The 16,093-nt window shown below is 44.1% G+C and carries 16 protein-coding genes; 10 read left to right on the top strand and 6 right to left on the bottom strand.

The genetic code is table 11. The annotated features are described in order from the left end of the window. Positions 1-599: 599 nt before the first annotated feature. Genes H5715_RS17315 through H5715_RS17325 form a run of 3 tightly spaced genes read left to right on the top strand, consistent with a single transcriptional unit; the run spans position 600 to position 3,186 of the window. A complete protein-coding gene (locus H5715_RS17315; protein ID WP_185906562.1) occupies positions 600-1,688 on the top strand; it encodes a beta-ketoacyl synthase N-terminal-like domain-containing protein in 1,089 nt (362 codons plus the stop codon). 47 nt (positions 1,689-1,735) lie between these two features. Further along, positions 1,736-2,596 carry an AHH domain-containing protein gene (locus tag H5715_RS17320; RefSeq protein WP_075186213.1) on the top strand — a complete coding sequence of 287 codons (861 nt, stop codon included), beginning with the start codon at positions 1,736-1,738 and terminating at the stop codon, positions 2,594-2,596. A gap of 14 nt (positions 2,597-2,610) precedes the next feature. After that, positions 2,611-3,186, top strand: a complete 576-nt coding sequence (locus H5715_RS17325; RefSeq protein WP_075186212.1) for a hypothetical protein — start codon at positions 2,611-2,613, stop codon at positions 3,184-3,186. 326 nt (positions 3,187-3,512) lie between these two features. On the opposite strand, the gene H5715_RS17330 is transcribed toward H5715_RS17325, so the two are convergent. From H5715_RS17330 to H5715_RS17350, 5 genes are all read right to left on the bottom strand, one after another. Beyond that, complete coding sequence (locus H5715_RS17330) at positions 3,513-3,800, bottom strand: hypothetical protein (RefSeq protein WP_075186211.1); 288 nt, start codon at positions 3,798-3,800, stop codon at positions 3,513-3,515. Positions 3,801-4,148: 348 nt separating this feature from the next. Next, complete coding sequence (locus H5715_RS17335; RefSeq protein WP_075186210.1) at positions 4,149-4,697, bottom strand: hypothetical protein; 549 nt, start codon at positions 4,695-4,697, stop codon at positions 4,149-4,151. A 370-nt stretch (positions 4,698-5,067) separates the two neighbouring features. Then, positions 5,068-7,416 (bottom strand): S8 family serine peptidase, encoded by a 2,349-nt coding sequence (locus tag H5715_RS17340; RefSeq protein ID WP_075186209.1) that lies wholly within the window; start codon positions 7,414-7,416, stop codon positions 5,068-5,070. A gap of 384 nt (positions 7,417-7,800) precedes the next feature. Beyond that, entirely contained in the window at positions 7,801-8,208 is a 408-nt protein-coding gene (locus tag H5715_RS17345; RefSeq protein ID WP_075186208.1) for a response regulator, read from the bottom strand. Positions 8,209-8,728: 520 nt separating this feature from the next. Beyond that, the gene (locus tag H5715_RS17350) at positions 8,729-9,607 is read right to left on the bottom strand and encodes a metallophosphoesterase (RefSeq protein WP_083608070.1); all 879 of its coding nucleotides are present in this window, start codon (positions 9,605-9,607) and stop codon (positions 8,729-8,731) included. A gap of 69 nt (positions 9,608-9,676) precedes the next feature. On the opposite strand from H5715_RS17350, the gene H5715_RS17355 reads away from it, so the two are divergent. From H5715_RS17355 to H5715_RS17380, 6 genes are all read left to right on the top strand, one after another. After that, entirely contained in the window at positions 9,677-10,375 is a 699-nt protein-coding gene (locus H5715_RS17355; protein ID WP_075186207.1) for a 4'-phosphopantetheinyl transferase family protein, read from the top strand. A 140-nt stretch (positions 10,376-10,515) separates the two neighbouring features. Then, positions 10,516-10,692, top strand: coding sequence for a hypothetical protein (locus H5715_RS17360; protein ID WP_175574279.1), 177 nt, complete (start codon positions 10,516-10,518; stop codon positions 10,690-10,692). A 444-nt stretch (positions 10,693-11,136) separates the two neighbouring features. Beyond that, positions 11,137-11,628 carry a LysE family translocator gene (locus H5715_RS17365; protein ID WP_221892313.1) on the top strand — a complete coding sequence of 164 codons (492 nt, stop codon included), beginning with the start codon at positions 11,137-11,139 and terminating at the stop codon, positions 11,626-11,628. Between the two features lie 116 nt (positions 11,629-11,744). After that, positions 11,745-12,170, top strand: a complete 426-nt coding sequence (locus tag H5715_RS17370; RefSeq protein ID WP_075186206.1) for a GFA family protein — start codon at positions 11,745-11,747, stop codon at positions 12,168-12,170. A 672-nt stretch (positions 12,171-12,842) separates the two neighbouring features. Next, positions 12,843-13,226, top strand: coding sequence for a hypothetical protein (locus H5715_RS17375; protein ID WP_075186205.1), 384 nt, complete (start codon positions 12,843-12,845; stop codon positions 13,224-13,226). 613 nt (positions 13,227-13,839) lie between these two features. After that, positions 13,840-14,793, top strand: a complete 954-nt coding sequence (locus tag H5715_RS17380; protein WP_075186204.1) for an endonuclease/exonuclease/phosphatase family protein — start codon at positions 13,840-13,842, stop codon at positions 14,791-14,793. Positions 14,794-15,031: 238 nt separating this feature from the next. Here the strand turns inward: H5715_RS17380 and H5715_RS17385 are convergent, their stop codons facing one another. Then, positions 15,032-15,433, bottom strand: coding sequence for a YkgJ family cysteine cluster protein (locus H5715_RS17385; protein WP_075186203.1), 402 nt, complete (start codon positions 15,431-15,433; stop codon positions 15,032-15,034). Between the two features lie 251 nt (positions 15,434-15,684). Between H5715_RS17385 and H5715_RS20650 the strand changes: the two genes are divergently transcribed. Next, positions 15,685-15,837 carry a transposase gene (locus H5715_RS20650; protein ID WP_175574278.1) on the top strand — a complete coding sequence of 51 codons (153 nt, stop codon included), beginning with the start codon at positions 15,685-15,687 and terminating at the stop codon, positions 15,835-15,837. Positions 15,838-16,093: the final 256 nt, after the last annotated feature.

Raw genomic sequence — 16,093 nt, forward strand, 5'->3', positions numbered from 1 at the left:
ACTATGCGCTAGTTGTCGGCCTCAAAGGGGCGTTCATATCAGCTGTACTTTACATGCTGTTTAGGTCGCGTGGAGCGACCAACGGCATAGCGAATATAGAACAAAGCTAACAGTTAGAACGAAGGCACATAGAACAAGGATGACCACTAGCTTAAGTTGTTACAGGTGCCATATAGGGATGAAGACGCGAAATGAAATTTACCAGAGTCGTTTAATAGGGAGAATTCCGTGACCTCATTCGGTGGAGCTGGGTCTATTCACGGCTAGCAGTGCTTGGTGGTATTCTGTGCATGGGTTTTGAATCCCAATCGCCTGTTAGTGGTCACCTTGCTCCCCGGTGCTTGGGAAAAGGGAGGCTGTTACCTTCTATCGATGAAAATTGCAGGGATTTAAAGTGAAATATGTGCCAAAGTCATTCGGGTAGCGAAAGCTCTGTTCCTGATTGGGATGGCTCGTATTCATTAGATTGCAAGTGCAATGCGAACAGGGAGTGGGCTGCGTGGACCTAGAGCTGACCTGCAGCAAGAGATGAGCCCCGGGTTCCGGGTGGCAAATAACGACAATAAAGCCATACAGATAAAAACGATGAGGACGATAAAGTGAGCTTAACTAGCTATGAAAGTCGGACGGGGGCAGGGCTTGAAAACTTAGAATCACTTAAAATTTCAAGCGTGGGAATGATCACTGCGGTAGGTTCTGATGTGGAAATGACGGCGGCTTCAGTGAAGTGCGGTACAAGTGCCAGTCGTGATGTTGCTATTCTTAATAAAAAAATAAGCCCCATGAAAATGGCGTTAATCCCGCAGGATGCATTACCAGCTCTAAATGAAGAGCTTACCTATGCGCCAGGCTTATGCTTTAGGCAGCGCCGTATGCTACGCCTCGCGGAGCCAGCTCTAAAGGAAGCCTTGATTGGGCGCGATATCGACGAGCCTATCCCGTTGTTTCTGGCCGTGCCAGAAAAATTGTACAGAAGTGAAATTGCGGTGCAATTTGCCTTTATCAACCATCTAAAAACCCAAACGGGCATAAACATCGACACTGAAAACAGCTGTATCTTTGCGTGTGGCCGTGCTGGCGGCGTGCTCGCTATAGATGCTGCATTTACCTTTATTCAAGAAAGCGGAAGAGACTCTGTGTTGGTCGGCGGGATCGATAGCTACTTGGATACTGGCCTTCTTGCACATTTAGATCAACAGAATCGTATTCTTGCACTAAATATCAGCGATGGATTTATCCCCGGCGAGGGCGCCGCATTTGTGCTGCTGAGTTCGGAAAGTATTAGTGCGAGCACAGGTGACACGGTAGTCTACTCTCCGGGGCTGGCCGAAGAGGCCGGGCATCGCTATAGCGATGAACCCTATCGCGGCGAAGGCCTTTCAGCGGCGATCTCCAGAGCGATATCGAACAGTTCTGTGGGTAAACCTGTTGAGATCGTATATTCCAGTCTAAATGGCGAAAACTTTGGCGCTAAAGAATACGGCGTGGCAATAGTGCGAAACGCTCCAAAATTTAAAGACCAGTACGAAGTAATACATCCCGCAGATTGTTATGGTGATATTGGCGCAGCATCGGCAGTAGCGATGCTGTGTTTAGCAAAAAATGCAAAAGATAAAGGTGATAGTCGATATAAGTTGATTTATTGCTCATCAGATATGTCTGCTAGAGGGGCAGTTTGCGTGGCTTAGAGCGGTAGCTAAGCACTTTAAGATTACGGCCGAGAAAAGGAGAAACAATGACAGAGTTAATAGAGGGTGTGGCAGTCTCCATGATTGATGAAGACAAGCACTCAAAAGACGATTGTCCTTTTTGTAACTCAAAAGAAAACGAACCAAAGCCAGAATTAAATGATTTTACTCACGATTCGGATGAAGATATTACAACGGCAATCGGATTAAAGGTGGGTATTGAGGGGTACAAACACAAAAATTGCGCGGGAACTCTTGGTCGGGCGATTGGTGGATCGGAGTCGGTCCCAACGTTGAAGGGGGTGTCTCGCAGCGATTGGAAATATGAACTCGAGGTGGCCTATGCGGCTCACCATCTAATTCCTGGGCATGGCTCACTGGATAAATCGGCCTTGTATAAGGGCGAAGAATACCTGCGCTACGAGGGCCAGAAGGCTGGCAATATTGGCTATAACGTGAACTGCAAAGCCAATGGGGTTTGGCTTCCCGGAAACTACGCCTACTCGCAGAAAAAGGAAGGTTCAGAGTGGGGGGCGAAGGGTGCGAAATTAAAGGAATATCACGAAGTGAGTGCAGAAGATTACACGGCAGAAGTTATTACAAACGCCCGTCGCCAGTTTCATGATGCCCATAATAAATACAATACCTTTGTTAAAAACCAGCTAAATAAAATTAACGACAAGCTTGGCGAAGCTTCCGATCAAGGTTGGTGTCTGGAAGGAAAGAAAAGGTCCGAAGCTGAAGACGAAAAAAAACAACCGTTATACCAACTGGTCGGGCGGCTCGCACACCTTTCATCGCGTCTCGAGAAAAAACTGACGGGATCGACAAAGGGGTGGAACACCAATGTGTATACTTCGTCGTTTTCACGTCAGTGGATGTTGGATTTCAATAAAAAGATCACTTAAATATAGGATGGAAAATGTACTACCTTCTCGATACGCAAGATGCGGAATATCCTTGTCGTTGGATAGACGATGAGCCACATATTAAGGATGTAAATACCCGGCTGGGCCGAAAGTTAGACGTTACTGTTCCGCAGCCACTTTCGTTTTCTTTGCAACCGTTAGACCCGCTTGCACGAGATCAGGGCGCGGAAATGCCTGCAGTGTTTGTTGAAAATTATTTGCTGTTTAGGGATGATTTTATTGCAGCATTGCTGGAGTGTGGAGTGAATAATTTCGATATGTATACCGTAGAAATTGAGGATCCGGACAACGGTGCGATTCATACAAACTACAAGGCAGTGAATATTCTTGGTTTGGTGCGAGCAGCCGATCTTGAAAAATCTGATGCCACCGTGCACGACAATGTACCGTTGTTCGATGTGGATTTTGAAAAGTTAGTGCTGGATCCGGAAAAAACATTTGGCTTAGAACTGTTCAGGCTTGCAGAAGCGAATACTGCAATACTCATTCATAAGAGAGTGAAAGATTTTTTGCTTATGAAAGGATTTTCTCACGTCTGCTTTGGTGGCTTGGAAACTTCAGCATTATAACGTGATGGCTGTAATCGAAAATAAATTTAAAAATTCTAGATTGAATCTAGTGTGTACGGAAAATAAAGACTGGTTCGGAGTCGTGATAACCGTTTTTTGGGCTAATTCATGAAATGGTCTTCACGCGCATTGGGAGAATTTGAATTGGCTTTTAATCTTATTTTAATACCGTTTGGTAATAGTTGGAAAACACGGCTGCATCGAGTGTTTTCGTAAAGCTACAGCCTAAAAAGTGTTTTCCCAATACTTTGTTGTTCAGGGACGTGGTGAATAGCTATCGACTAGATTGAGAGCTAACTCAGCATTCAGACACAAACCAATACAGTTTAAAACCAATACGCGCTAGACAAGTCGTTTGGGTCATCCGGTAATTCCTGCCAGCCGTTCTGCTTGTCGATATAGCGTTCTTTGAAGTAATGTCGTCTGGCTCCGAGACTCGGTAATTTTTCTAGCACTTGAAACAGGCCTATTGCTTCAGGGGACTGCCGACCCCTCGTTATTGTTACGTACTTTAGGGCAGGCACAACCCTAATATACATCGCATTGGCCTGGTATTTTCCAACGACTAAATTTAATACCTGTTTTCCTAAAAACGTTATTGGGTTAAACGCCATTTACACTCTCCTTTACGGTTCGCTTAGTTGTAGGCGCCAGATAAACGCCTGTCGGGACGAATATTTTGTGTAAGAATCGCGATAATTAATTTGAGGTCGAGCAATAATATACAGGTTATATTGTGTTCCTGTTAACAATAATGAGTTATTCCTGTTGTTTCTAGGTGCCCATTCGGAATTTTTTAGATTTTTAAGTTTAACGCTATAAGAGGCTGTATTGTGAAAAGGACGCTGGGCTGCAGTGTTGTGCGGGGCTAAGTCGGCCTGCTTACACCAAGAAGTTTCGGCAGCTCACCTTACTTTGTAGTGTTCTACATCTAAATTATCCAGGGCCTTTCTTAACATTCCTTACGCGGCTGGAAATTCCATATAAAACTGGTTAGAGCACAATCGTTTATTTTCCGTAGACAGTCGCGTATCGGTCCACACTACTTCCAAGGTCATGCGGTACCAATGATGTTCGTCGCTGCTAAGTTGCAGTGTGAAATTGTGGCTTTGCTGTTTTCGAAGAGAAGGGCTGTTGGTTTTTGGAAGTGTTAGCGCGTGGGTTGGTACATCTGAGCGCAGTTTGACTGGGTTGTTGCTGGCCGGTATGGCTTGCGTGGTGCGTAGGCGGCCGGGTTTTAATACCGGGCCGTGATCAACGATTTTAAGCGTTGCGCTTTGTATTTTGGCTTCTCCGCCGTTGGTATTTTCTAGCGGCAAAATGGCAAACCCTATCCGATTATCGCTATTAGGGTGTTGAACACGAATTTTACTAAAAGCGAGTGCAGGGATTCGACTGTGTTGATAACGCCTTATTAACGAGCGAATCTTTAACAGGAGAACCGCGACGCTGGCGCTAAGGGTACAAAAAACCCCAACGGTTACGGGAGATACGGTAAGTGAATCGTACATAATGCTGCCTGATACGGCTTTTCTGGGTTGTTGCTTGTGGCCTGAGTGTACGCTAGTGCTTAGGGCATGTGTAGGTCGCGCCTTCGGTGGGAAATGTGTTCTGTGATTTGAGTCCTCTATATTTACGCATAATGTTATTTTAGTGCGATTAATATGGGGTAGCTGATCGCGTTGAGTGTCGAATCTTTACGGTAGGAGGTTTGTGGGCCGGTAGTGGTAGGAACCGATGAACTGTTGGCGAAAAGCGTTGTGTCCATTAATGGTGTGGATTTTATTCTGCGGCTAAAAATAAAAAAAGGTTGTGAAACGTTTCAGTTTGAATCAGCGGGTGTCTCCCAGTAAGAACACCCGCTTTGTCAAAAAGAGCGCTCTATTGGAAGCTGATTTCCCAGCGATCAATATAGCCGGTATCTCTACTTGCTCGATCGCGAACGTGTAATGACCACTCACCACTCGCTTGAGTACTGCCGAAATCTATTACGTAGGTTTGCGATATATCGTTAGCGCTACCGCCGGAGCGGTCGTGTATATTTTTAACTGATCCATCTGGCGCAATCACATCGACAATTAAATCGCTAATATAGGTGTGTGTAATATCAACTTCCACCGTAACATTATTGGCGGTACCGCTGTTGTTAACCGTAATAGGGCTGTAAACGCCTGTTTTGTTATTGTCCGGAATACTGTAATTGCTGTTGTTTTCAAAGATGGTTTGACCACCACCGCTGTCGGCGTCGTAGCTTGCGATTAGGCTGACATCGCTAGCGGAGGAGTAGCCAATTATTTGCACATAATAGGTTCCCGCAGAGGGGCTCCCAAAATCACAAGATTCGGTGTTTCCACTAAGGTATGGGCGGCAGTCATAGCTGTCTGTTGTTGGCTCGGAGCCATAACGCACATAGAGGTCTGCATCGCCGCTGCCGCCACTGATCGAGATCGTCAAATTGCTAGCATTTTCAGGCACCGAGATCGTATAGAGTAATTCGCCACCCTGCACGACAGAAAGGCCTGTTTGAGCGGTGCCATTTTCCAGTTCGCTGGCGTTGGGTTGGCCGGCGCCAGCGCAACCACTTTCATCCAGATAGGCGAGCGCAGCGTCAGCCTTTATCAATCCATAGCCGGTTTGATTGTCTCGCCCGCCGCTCCCTATATCCATACTTGTGAGCGATAGTACGCTGCGAATTTCTCCTGCGCTGCACTCTGGGTGGTAGCTCCATACCAATGCGGCAACGCCAGATACATGGGGTGTCGCCATGGAGGTGCCGTTGTAGTACGCGTAGTCTGTGCCGCTGGTTGTCTGTAGCGTGACGCTAGAACCGACTGAGCTCGCCAGCGTTGTACCTAGATCGCGGTTAACCGAAACACTGGGGAATGCGATGTCACTATTGTCGTCTATTAGAAAGGGGTTTTGCAGACCAGGCAAATTACTGTTGGAGTATACGATTGCACCCACGGCCCCAGCATTAGCGCAGGCGAGAACGGGATCGATTTCAGGGTAAACACCGCCGCCTTGATTTCCAAAGCGTTCCGCCAGGCAAATTTTTCCACTCATATTGGCGCAGTTGAAATTGCCGCCCGAGCGGCCACAGATTGCCAATTCGCCGGAAGCGACACCGCTAACGGCCTGATTGATGTATGAACTGCCAGAAAGTATATACCGGTTATGCGGGACCACCTGGTTGTCGCCATAATGGGTTCCCCCGATGGCAATGCTGCTCTGAACGCCATCTCCAACGCCAACAGTTGATAAAATTGCTTCGCCTGGCGCGGCGACCTCCACCTGACTAGTCGCCTGGGAAAAGTCTGCGTGATCCAGGTTCTCATCAACGGCGCCCACCGATACAACGCTGGCATAGGATGCGGGATAAGAGTGCGCGGTGTTGCCATCATTGCCAGCGGCCGCAATTAGCAGGAGCCCCTGGTCGGTGTAGCTTTGCAGTGCGTTGCGTTCAGACGTGGACGAAGTGTCGCCCCCAAGGCTCATATTGACAACATCGGCGCCTGCGTCTGCGCAAACGCCGATCGCATCAATAAGGTCAGACGCATAACCCCAGCCACCGTCGTCAAACACTTTTACGATATGAATATTCACCAAACCATTGGGCATTACGCCGAGCACGCCCTCGCTATTATTAGCCGCTGCAATGGTGCCAGCGACATGGGTGCCGTGCGAACCTCCGGGCACGTACCAGCTACCGGTGCCGCTTACGTTGGTTCCAGCATGATTATTGGTGCTTAGATCCGGGTTGGCAATATCGTACCCCGAATCAATAATACAAACTGTCTTACCGGCGGTGTTGCTGTCGTCAATGAGGGATGCGCCCACGGCTGCAATGCCCCACGGTTGGGTTTGGGATAATAGTCGACGTGGCGGATCCAGCTCCACGTATTCCACGCTAGAGCGCGCGCGTAATTCAGCGATTTTTTGCCTGTCGCCTGTAACTGAGATTGCGTTTAAATGTTGCATGCGGGTTCTAATTTTCGCGCCACTGGACGTTAATATTGACTCCTGAGCAGAACGCTCTCGAGAAGACGACTGCAGAGAAGATAAGCCCGCGCTGTTTTTAAACTTAACGATATAACGTGTTTCCAAAGACGGCGCTTGTACTAAGGATTCTCGAAAGTTCTCGTTAGCATAGGCACCAAAGGAAAATGATAAGGTGGTTACAGCGGCAATTACTATTGCGCGAAAAGGATGACAGCTACCCATAAAATTCATATTAAAACTCCATTTAGAAAGAAATGACTCTTTGAACCATTCGCTAAATATGAAGCCTTTTGAAAATCTTTTACAGAGCCTAGCGCAAGTACTGTGAAATATTTGGCATTGATAAAAATCGACACAAAATCAAATCGATTTTAAAGTAATTTCTGCGCCACCGTTTGTAGGATGTGAAGGGGTTGGGGTTTCTATTTGTTAGACTTCAATTTGTTTTATCAAAAATATGGCGCGCATTATGTCCGGATTTTTATAGACCACGGGTGATGGGGGGAATTCCCTTTATTCTGAATTTTAAACTTGGCGTAGGAAATATTATGTCTATCTCATCTAAGCGGTTGTCCATTCACCTAAGAACGAAAGGCCTAAGCCTGCGATAGCGCGCTAGCCAATCTTAACTTTTCTAAGTAACTTAATAATGCGATATTCCAGTTCTTTAGGTTGAAAAGGCTTAGCCAGATAGTCATTAACGCCAGCTTTGACAGCGCTCGTAACCTTTTCCTTTTCGGTTGAGGCCGTAAGCATAAGAAAGGGAATATGGCTGTGACGTTCCGATCCCCTAATGCGGTTCAGCAACTCCAAGCCGGAAAGCTCTGGCATATCCCAGTCGCAGATAATAAGGTCGATACGCGTAGATTTAAGCGCCTTCCAAGCGGATTCGCCATTACACTCCATTAAAACCCGCTCGGCGCCCAACTCCTTAAGGCAGCTGTTTACCATGCTGCGCATTGTTTCCATATCGTCTACAACCAAAATGTTAATCTTCTTAATGATCTTTTCGGGGTTGTGCATCAATCATCCTTTTAATTGGCCAGCATACTAGGTTCATTCTATTATTCTTGAAGCAATAAAACAGCCGATTTGACGGCGTTCTTCGGTGATAAAACGGCTTGAACCTTTCTGGTTGCAAGCGTGTTAACCGCCTGCCCACTGAATATAGTTCTATTTGATGACAAAGAGCTTGCCTATAGCTCATATAAAGCCTTTTCCAATATAGCCCAAGGGCCGTATACCATTTTTCTTTCTAAAGAAATGCCTATCGTTGAAATTTCACCGGTCCTTGAAGAGCCTTTCTGCGGTCGTCGATAGAATCCATTTTTTTTGCATTGTCGACAGTTCTTTTTCTATTGCCGCTACGTTTTTAATGTTAGTTGCTTTCTGAAGGAACGCTCTGAACCTGTCCGCCGCATTGGCAGCGTTGAAAGTTTGTTCCTCCATATTTTGTGATAAGGAACAGCCGAAAAAGAAGAGTAGAGAACTGAAGATAATTAGTCTGTAATATTCCGCAATTTATTTGGTGGTTTAGCGAAATCTAATTATTCTGATCGAGGCGTATTTCAAACAATTTCTTCCGTGCGATATGAGATTCCGATGGGTAGGCAAAAGCATTGTTGATGTATCGAATTCCGTCCAGAGTTTTGTCAACATTAAGATGGCTGTGCCCGTAGATATGTACTTTTGGGCGTATGGATTGCACCTGCTTAATTAAGTGGGTACTTCCAAACACGGGGAACAAGTAGCCTTGGGATGGCCACGCGAAGTGAGGGATTAAATCGATACGCGGCAAAAAATGAGAAAAAGTAATAATATCCTTTGTTGAGTCTAAACTAGAAAAGTAAGCAATGGTGTCTCTATTGAGCGAGAAAAAATATTCAGCAACGTTAGGTATTGTTAAGTCATCCGGCCACCGACATGCGCGGAAGTCATTCCATACGCGAAGCAGCTTTTCTTGCGGCTCACCAAAGGAAAAATCGTACCAGCTAAAGAGAGGTATAATGGTTGCATTACTCGTTTCGAGTGGGCTCGTGTGTACGCCACAGTCTCCGGCTCGCTGTAATACTAAGTCAAGCTTTGCGAGCGAGTCTAGCTTGTCATTGCTGTCTCGAATCACCCAAAGTTCATGATTGCCTGGGGTGTAACAAACGTGCTTAAATTTATTTGTCAGTTCAGTAAAGCAGCGGGAAAGTGAATGTAAGTTATCGCTAATATCACCAGCAACGATCAGAATGTCGGATTGATGATCGACATGCGAAATATTCTCTACCCAACGCATGTTCTCTGGATAGTCAATATGAATGTCAGATATTGCAAATATTCTCATGCGTGAAGTGATAAGTGCGGGGAGTGAACATACAAACTTAACAAATGTAATGTTGTATTGTCCACGGCTATCGTTGATTATTGACCACACATTTTGTGTTATTTCCTCAAAAAAATATACTATGAAAATAATTAGTAACTACAAATTTGGAAGCTTGTGATGAGTTTTGTATCTTCAGTTTTCGATATGGAGTGGCTCTCATCCGACATTGTCATCTACGGGTGTTACTTTTCAGTAGAGGAGTATGAGGATGAGTTGTTTGATCGATTTGGGGTAGATTTCATCCCAAAGCTAGAGCGAGCCGTAAGCAAAAGAAAGGCTGAATATCTGGCTGGCCGTTACGCCGCCCAACTAGCGCTTAAACCGAAATGCGTTGGCTCTGCTCAGGTTACGACCGGAGCATCACGCGAGCCAATTTGGCCAAAGGGTATCGTGGGTACTATCAGCCACAGTAGAGATCTAGCTGTAAGTGCCGTTGCGCTTGAGAATGCCTATGTGGGTTTAGGTATAGATGTTGAGGACATCGTAACGCAAAAAACACAGAGTACAATCGCGTCGCAGGTCCTCAGCGCAACAGAAAGGAATATAGTGGAAGCTTGGCCCCTTGATGCTTGTCTTGCTTTCACCCTTGTATTTTCATTAAAGGAGTCGTTTTTTAAAGCTAGCTTTCCATTAGTTAAACGCTATTTTGATTTTGACGCTATTTCAATAGTCGATCTAAATCTTGGAGAGAAACCGTCTATCGACTTTCGAATTTGTGCCGATCTACACCCGCAGTTCAAGATAGGTGAGGTAATGAGAGGATACTTTAAAGTGATAGAGTCACGTGTAATGACGTTTGTTGCCATTTCGAAATAAACTCAATTCTTCTCTTTAGCCTCCAATAGTATTTGCGGACTGCCTGAGTAGTCTGTAGATGCTGGCTGACAACTGGAGTTACTAAAGCTAGGTGCAGAGGGTGCAGGAATTTCGGCGATGAACCTGTCGGAACATTTCGTATGAAGCACTTGTTTATGAATGGGCCAGTTCTTCCTCGACTACCCATCGACAATCTGCAGTTACTGAAAAGCTTGAAGAATCATAGAGAAAATATAGATCGAGTTAACCTTTCGCCCAACCCTGAGCTGAACTATTCCTGTGTGGCCGATACGGGTCTTTGGGAGTGGGTTTCGTAAATAATCCCCATTTGAACAATGTGGATATCCGTCTGAAGTCGTTGAGCTCCGAGGCTTAAAAGCGACTGCGATTCGGCGGGCCGGACATACCACCTAGTGTATTAAAACCTTAGCCAACCTTAAAAACTCCAGTGACGATTCACATAATCTATGGCCCGGGCATCTGCTATTCCTTAGGCGCGTGGTTTGAAAGATGTTAGCAAACGTTTCGAGTGTTAGTATCTTCTGTCTTCGCATCGTATTCGGTGGGAAAGTAGGCAGTAAAAACGTATATCGCGGACGTTTAACAATATGGGCCATGGTCGGTCGCAATGATGGAGTATAAATATTCTCTATTGATATTTGGATTACATACACACTGGCCTGTTTGCTCTTAGTTATATCACCTGGGCCGGACAATATATTGGCAATCGGAAGAGGCCTCGGCCAAGGAAAAGTGGCGGCGTGTATATCCGGCGTTTCTTCAGGCTCGGGAATACTATTTCATGTACTGACCACAACTTTCTGGCTAACCTTGCTAATACAAGCATCGCTGTAAAGCTAATCGGCGTCGCTTATCTAATTTTTCTGGGCGTGAAGGTTTTAAGGCCCCGTAGCTTCATTAATCTTAAGCCAACCGCCAAGCAGCCGCTTAAAACTGTTTTTACAACAGGCCTCTTGTACGCGGCTTTAAACCCAAAGCCGGGAATGTTAGTACTAGCCTTTGTTCCGAAATTTGTTAATCCGGAGCCCGGTTCAGTTACAACTAAAATGATAGCTTATGGCATTTGGTTCGCCATATTAAGTACTGCTGGGTTCTCTCTAATGGAAATGCTTTTGTCAATATTGGCTACCAGTCAAAAAAATAGACCTAAAGTTATAAGTGGGCTAAATATCGGTGCAGGGTTAACATCTATTGCGTCGGGTTTTCCTGTTGCAGCATTAAGGCAGCGATAATCGGGCTTGGCCTACACTTCTACTCGTATTGGGCAGTCATTACTTTACTGCATAACTCCATACCTACAATTATAAGCAACTGATAAAAATATTTTATTATAAAGGAGGTTTGATAAATGAATGGAAAGTGTCTATGTGGAAGCATAGAGTTTATTATCAAAAAAGACGATATAAAACTTTATCAATGCCACTGTTCATTATGCAGAAAGCAAAGTGGGACATACTCTAATGCGGCCACAATTGTTCCGAATAAATATTTTCAGTTTTTAAAAGGAACATCATTTATCTCTAGCTGGGAAAAGAATAGTGGATTTCGTTCGGACTTTTGTATGAACTGCGGCTCACCAGTGCCGAATCCCCTGCGCGAAACTGAATACCACTGGATTCCAGCGGGGCTACTGGAAAACGAAGAACGTTTGGTGGTGGTGTCGCACATCTACACCGATTCTAAAGCATCGTGGGATAAACCAAATCCAAATGCAGAGAATCACGCAGGGTTCCCGCAAGGTGGGTTAGAGGCGCATATAAGGGCATTGAAGTAGCAGGCCAAATACACTCAGGCTTGCTACACCGTCGTCTGCAAATTGTTCCTGGTTCTTCCTCTGGGCGCCTAATATTGACGGGTGCATATGTACAGGTGAAACGGGTACCTTCTAACGGCAACTGGAGTGTAAAAGCGCGAAAAATACGTATAGCTATGCATTATAGGCTTCTGTGACAAGTTTTGTGGTGGCTTGGGCGTAGCACTATAATGTACACATTTAAAGGAGGCGTTTTACGCCCTAATAATTTTTTTAGGTTGCCATGACAGAATCTATACATATGAGACAAGAAAATTTAGGGGGCGTTTGGTCCAAGCTTCCGAAATGGATGGTCTATTTATCAAATCTACCGTCAGTACTCTTGTGGTTTGCAATAATGATGAAGCTATCCAGCCCAATTTTTGCATTTATTATGATATTGACGCTAGGGGTTCCTACAAAGTTATTGCATCATATTTACCGGTGTATCAGCATATTACGCCATAGCGGCCCTACCATATTTGGCCACGTAATATTTTTTTCAGGGCAGTGCATAATATATTTTTCGCTAGGTGTTTATGCGTTTCCACGCTTAACCATGCACGGACTACTTCGTGGCGCTGGATCTCCACAAGCTTCGCTTGTTCCGGCCCATGTTACGTGCGTTACGCAGTTCAATACGAAGGGAATTAGATGAAGTCAAAACTGGAAATTTATTCTCTGTCGGTATGCTTCGCAACGGTTTTATGTTTGGTTATTGCTTCAGGGTTTGGAGGGTACGCTCTACTGGGGATTTTTGTGCCTGACCTAACAATGAATCCCTACAATTATGGGCAGTATCAATCTAACAATGCGTATTGGAAAAGAAACTATCTTTCTTATACAACCGGTGAAAAAGAGGTGACTAAACCTAGTGAAGAAGAGATTACGAACCTCAGAGCAGAAGGTTATAAAGTGGCGCTAGAAAACGAAAAACGTGAAGGTCTCCAGACGTTACTCAAGAGCTTAATATTTGCTATTGTAGGTGGTGTTGCGCTAGCTATTCACTGGGTTCTCGCAAAGAAATCGAGGGACTAGCAACATAACAAAATCTGCACTCGTATACATATTACCACTCTCGTTTTTATGCATTTCGTGCTGCTCCACTTTACGTAAAAACACTCTCCGAAATATTCGCTGGTGAGCTTGACGTTGTGTTTCAAAAGTAGCATCAGCCAGATCGGAAGACGAAGTTTAAGCTTTGGCCATATCAACCATAGAATTTAAGATGCGGACTTGATCCCGCCTTGACTCTAAAACTTATAGCAACATCTACAGCGCTAGACCTATACAGCCTACTTGATGGATTGATTCAATATGTAGCTGAAATAGAGAAAAGCCTGGAGCCACTACTTTTTCCGAGCATCGTCAATGCTTGATGAAAGTAAAAGATGTTAGAGAAAAGAACCAAGTTACATAAAATCTGTTGAATTAATGCACTCGTGAGTAAGATAGGGATGAAGAATTCGATGAAAAGCAAGTTGACGCGCTTTCTGAGCTATGCTTGGAGCTTGAGGGGTTAATTAAAAACTATTCAAGACAATATTTTTAAATTGAAATGTAAAACTAAACCCCTGACTTAACAACCAACGCGGAAATTCGTGGCGTCTTTGGGCGTTGTAATACTAGAGACTTTGAACAAGGCGTATTTTTGAAATTTAATCGAGTAATAGGATTTACATTTTTGGGATTATTAAAAATAGGATGCATTTTTCTGTTTGCATTTTCGTTTTTTCCGCTTTTGGAAGGGGTGCCGTGGTATCTGGACCTTTTAGCGCACTTTAGATTTCAGTATTTAGTTCTTTCGGTCATTTTTCTAATTACATTTATTCATTTTAGAAAGAAAATGTTTGTAGCTTTATCGCTATCAATATTCCTCGTTAACGCAATTTTCGTGACCCCAGGTTTCGTGTCAGATAGAGTCCAGAAACCCGAAACTAATGGTCAAAAAATAAGACTATTTCATAGTAACGTACTTACGTCTAATTCGGATTATTCCAGATTGGTCAATCAATTACTCTTAGAAAATCCCGACATTATTGTTTTGCAAGAAGTGGATAAGTCTTGGATTAAATATTTATCTCGCATAAAGGAACAGTATAAGTATTTTGTGGAATTTCCAAGACAAGATAATTTTGGAATAGCTTTATTTAGCAGAATACCTATATCTAGCCAGCGCATACATTATTGGGGTGGGTTTAATCTACCTAGTATTGAGGCTGAGTTTATGCTCGGTGATGTTTCATTTAGTATTGTTGCGACTCACCCACCTCCTCCGGTAAGCGCACAATATCATGAGGCGCGAAATTCACAGATTCTTAGTGTTGCTAACAGGGTCAGAGCCATAAGTAATGCCAAAGTAGTGATAGGAGATCTAAATACCTCTATTTGGTCTGCGCATTATCGTGCGTTAGAGTTGGGAACTGGCCTAGCTAATGCTAACAAAGGATTTGGTTATATACCTACTTGGCCCACAAAATTAGCACCAATGATGATATCAATTGATCACTGTTTAGTTTCAGAACATTTTAATGTCCTTAATCTTAAATCGGGTAAAAATATTGGGTCTGATCACTTACCGCTCATTGTAGATTTAGAATTGTGAGCAAGTACTCTCTTAGAATAAATTACTTAAACGTCATTCTTGCCAAGAAAATGGCCTGCACCGGGCGCAGCAAGTTACGCTGTTTCCCAAGCCCAAGCCCAAGCCCAAGCCCAAGCCCAAGCCCAAGCCCAAGCCCAAGCCCAAGCCGTTGGGCTTTAGGGTTAGAGATTAACCCTATTTTATTTGGAGTTTATCTTAGGCAATTGAATAAGCTGTAATATACCATCGTAAATTTTCCCTATGATAAGTTTGGAGGGCGACTATCTCTCATCAATAAATCCAATTTTATTTGGGATTTTTCTATATTTTCTAAATCTACCAATTCGATCATTTCACATTCATCTCTAATCATCTCATGAATTAGGCTAGGGTAATGACGGCAGTCTTCGGGTCTATCCAAGTAAATACTACATGTGTATATATTTGGTGCGAGGGAGTCTTTTTTGGGTTCAGCTTCGAGAAAGGGGCATCTTCGTAGCCTTGAGTTGGATTCGGGGTCGAACCATATCTCGTTATCGTTAACGAATTTAAATATTTCTGGGTTAAATATCTCCCATAGGTCAATTTCATATTTTGTTGCCGAAAGATCACCATCTCCGTATTTGATGCAACATTTACCACATTGATTACAGTTTTTCATGGTTAGCTAATTAGTATGAGGTACGCAACGATATTATATCATTGATGTTGTTTTTAGATCCTGGTCTATTACTCTAATCTATAGCTAAAAATATCCAACAAAGCGTTCATTATCGTTCGCAAAAACATGCTCGCTGGAGCCAACCTGCTTCCAGTTTTGCGCATGGGATACGTCCGTTATTCCACAAACTCTGTGTGGATCTGCAGCGCTTGAACGGGCGGTAAATTACTAATCCGCTAATGGGGTGTCCAATGGGACTAACCAAGAAAAGACACTACGATAGCTATACTTTGGCTTACAAGATAAAAGCAGTCAAGTTAAGCAAGAAGAAGGGCGTTAAAACAATCGATGTTTCAGCGGCGCTGGGGATACCTCCTGTTATGTTGTATCGTTGGAGACAATAGTTCAACGTAGGTCGTCTTTCTGAAAATAAGCATTTGATAATTAAATCTCCACCTCCGCAATCATCCCGTGGAGACAAGCTCGCTTTGAAGGCTGCAGAGTCTCGAATTAAAGAACTCGAACAACAATTGGCCGTTAAGGATGAAGAGGTTGTTATCCTAAAAAAGGCAAAGCGGTTGTTCTTGCCTCAGAGCAAGAAAAATACGCGTTCATAGAGAGGAGCCGATCTCAATATAAGATTGTAAAGTTATGTGATTA

The sequence above is a fragment of the Teredinibacter haidensis genome (assembly GCF_014211975.1).
Classification (GTDB): domain Bacteria; phylum Pseudomonadota; class Gammaproteobacteria; order Pseudomonadales; family Cellvibrionaceae; genus Teredinibacter; species Teredinibacter haidensis.

Coding starts and splice junctions, on each gene's coding strand:
- H5715_RS17320 (WP_075186213.1), top strand. CDS start 1,736: ATGACAGAGTTAATAGAGGGTGTGGCAGTCTCCATGATTGATGAAGAC.
- H5715_RS17325 (WP_075186212.1), top strand. CDS start 2,611: ATGTACTACCTTCTCGATACGCAAGATGCGGAATATCCTTGTCGTTGG.
- H5715_RS17330 (WP_075186211.1), bottom strand. CDS start 3,800: ATGGCGTTTAACCCAATAACGTTTTTAGGAAAACAGGTATTAAATTTA.
- H5715_RS17335 (WP_075186210.1), bottom strand. CDS start 4,697: ATGTACGATTCACTTACCGTATCTCCCGTAACCGTTGGGGTTTTTTGT.
- H5715_RS17340 (WP_075186209.1), bottom strand. CDS start 7,416: ATGAATTTTATGGGTAGCTGTCATCCTTTTCGCGCAATAGTAATTGCC.
- H5715_RS17345 (WP_075186208.1), bottom strand. CDS start 8,208: ATGCACAACCCCGAAAAGATCATTAAGAAGATTAACATTTTGGTTGTA.
- H5715_RS17355 (WP_075186207.1), top strand. CDS start 9,677: ATGAGTTTTGTATCTTCAGTTTTCGATATGGAGTGGCTCTCATCCGAC.
- H5715_RS17360 (WP_175574279.1), top strand. CDS start 10,516: ATGAAGCACTTGTTTATGAATGGGCCAGTTCTTCCTCGACTACCCATC.
- H5715_RS17370 (WP_075186206.1), top strand. CDS start 11,745: ATGAATGGAAAGTGTCTATGTGGAAGCATAGAGTTTATTATCAAAAAA.
- H5715_RS17375 (WP_075186205.1), top strand. CDS start 12,843: ATGAAGTCAAAACTGGAAATTTATTCTCTGTCGGTATGCTTCGCAACG.
- H5715_RS17385 (WP_075186203.1), bottom strand. CDS start 15,433: ATGAAAAACTGTAATCAATGTGGTAAATGTTGCATCAAATACGGAGAT.
- H5715_RS20650 (WP_175574278.1), top strand. CDS start 15,685: ATGGGACTAACCAAGAAAAGACACTACGATAGCTATACTTTGGCTTAC.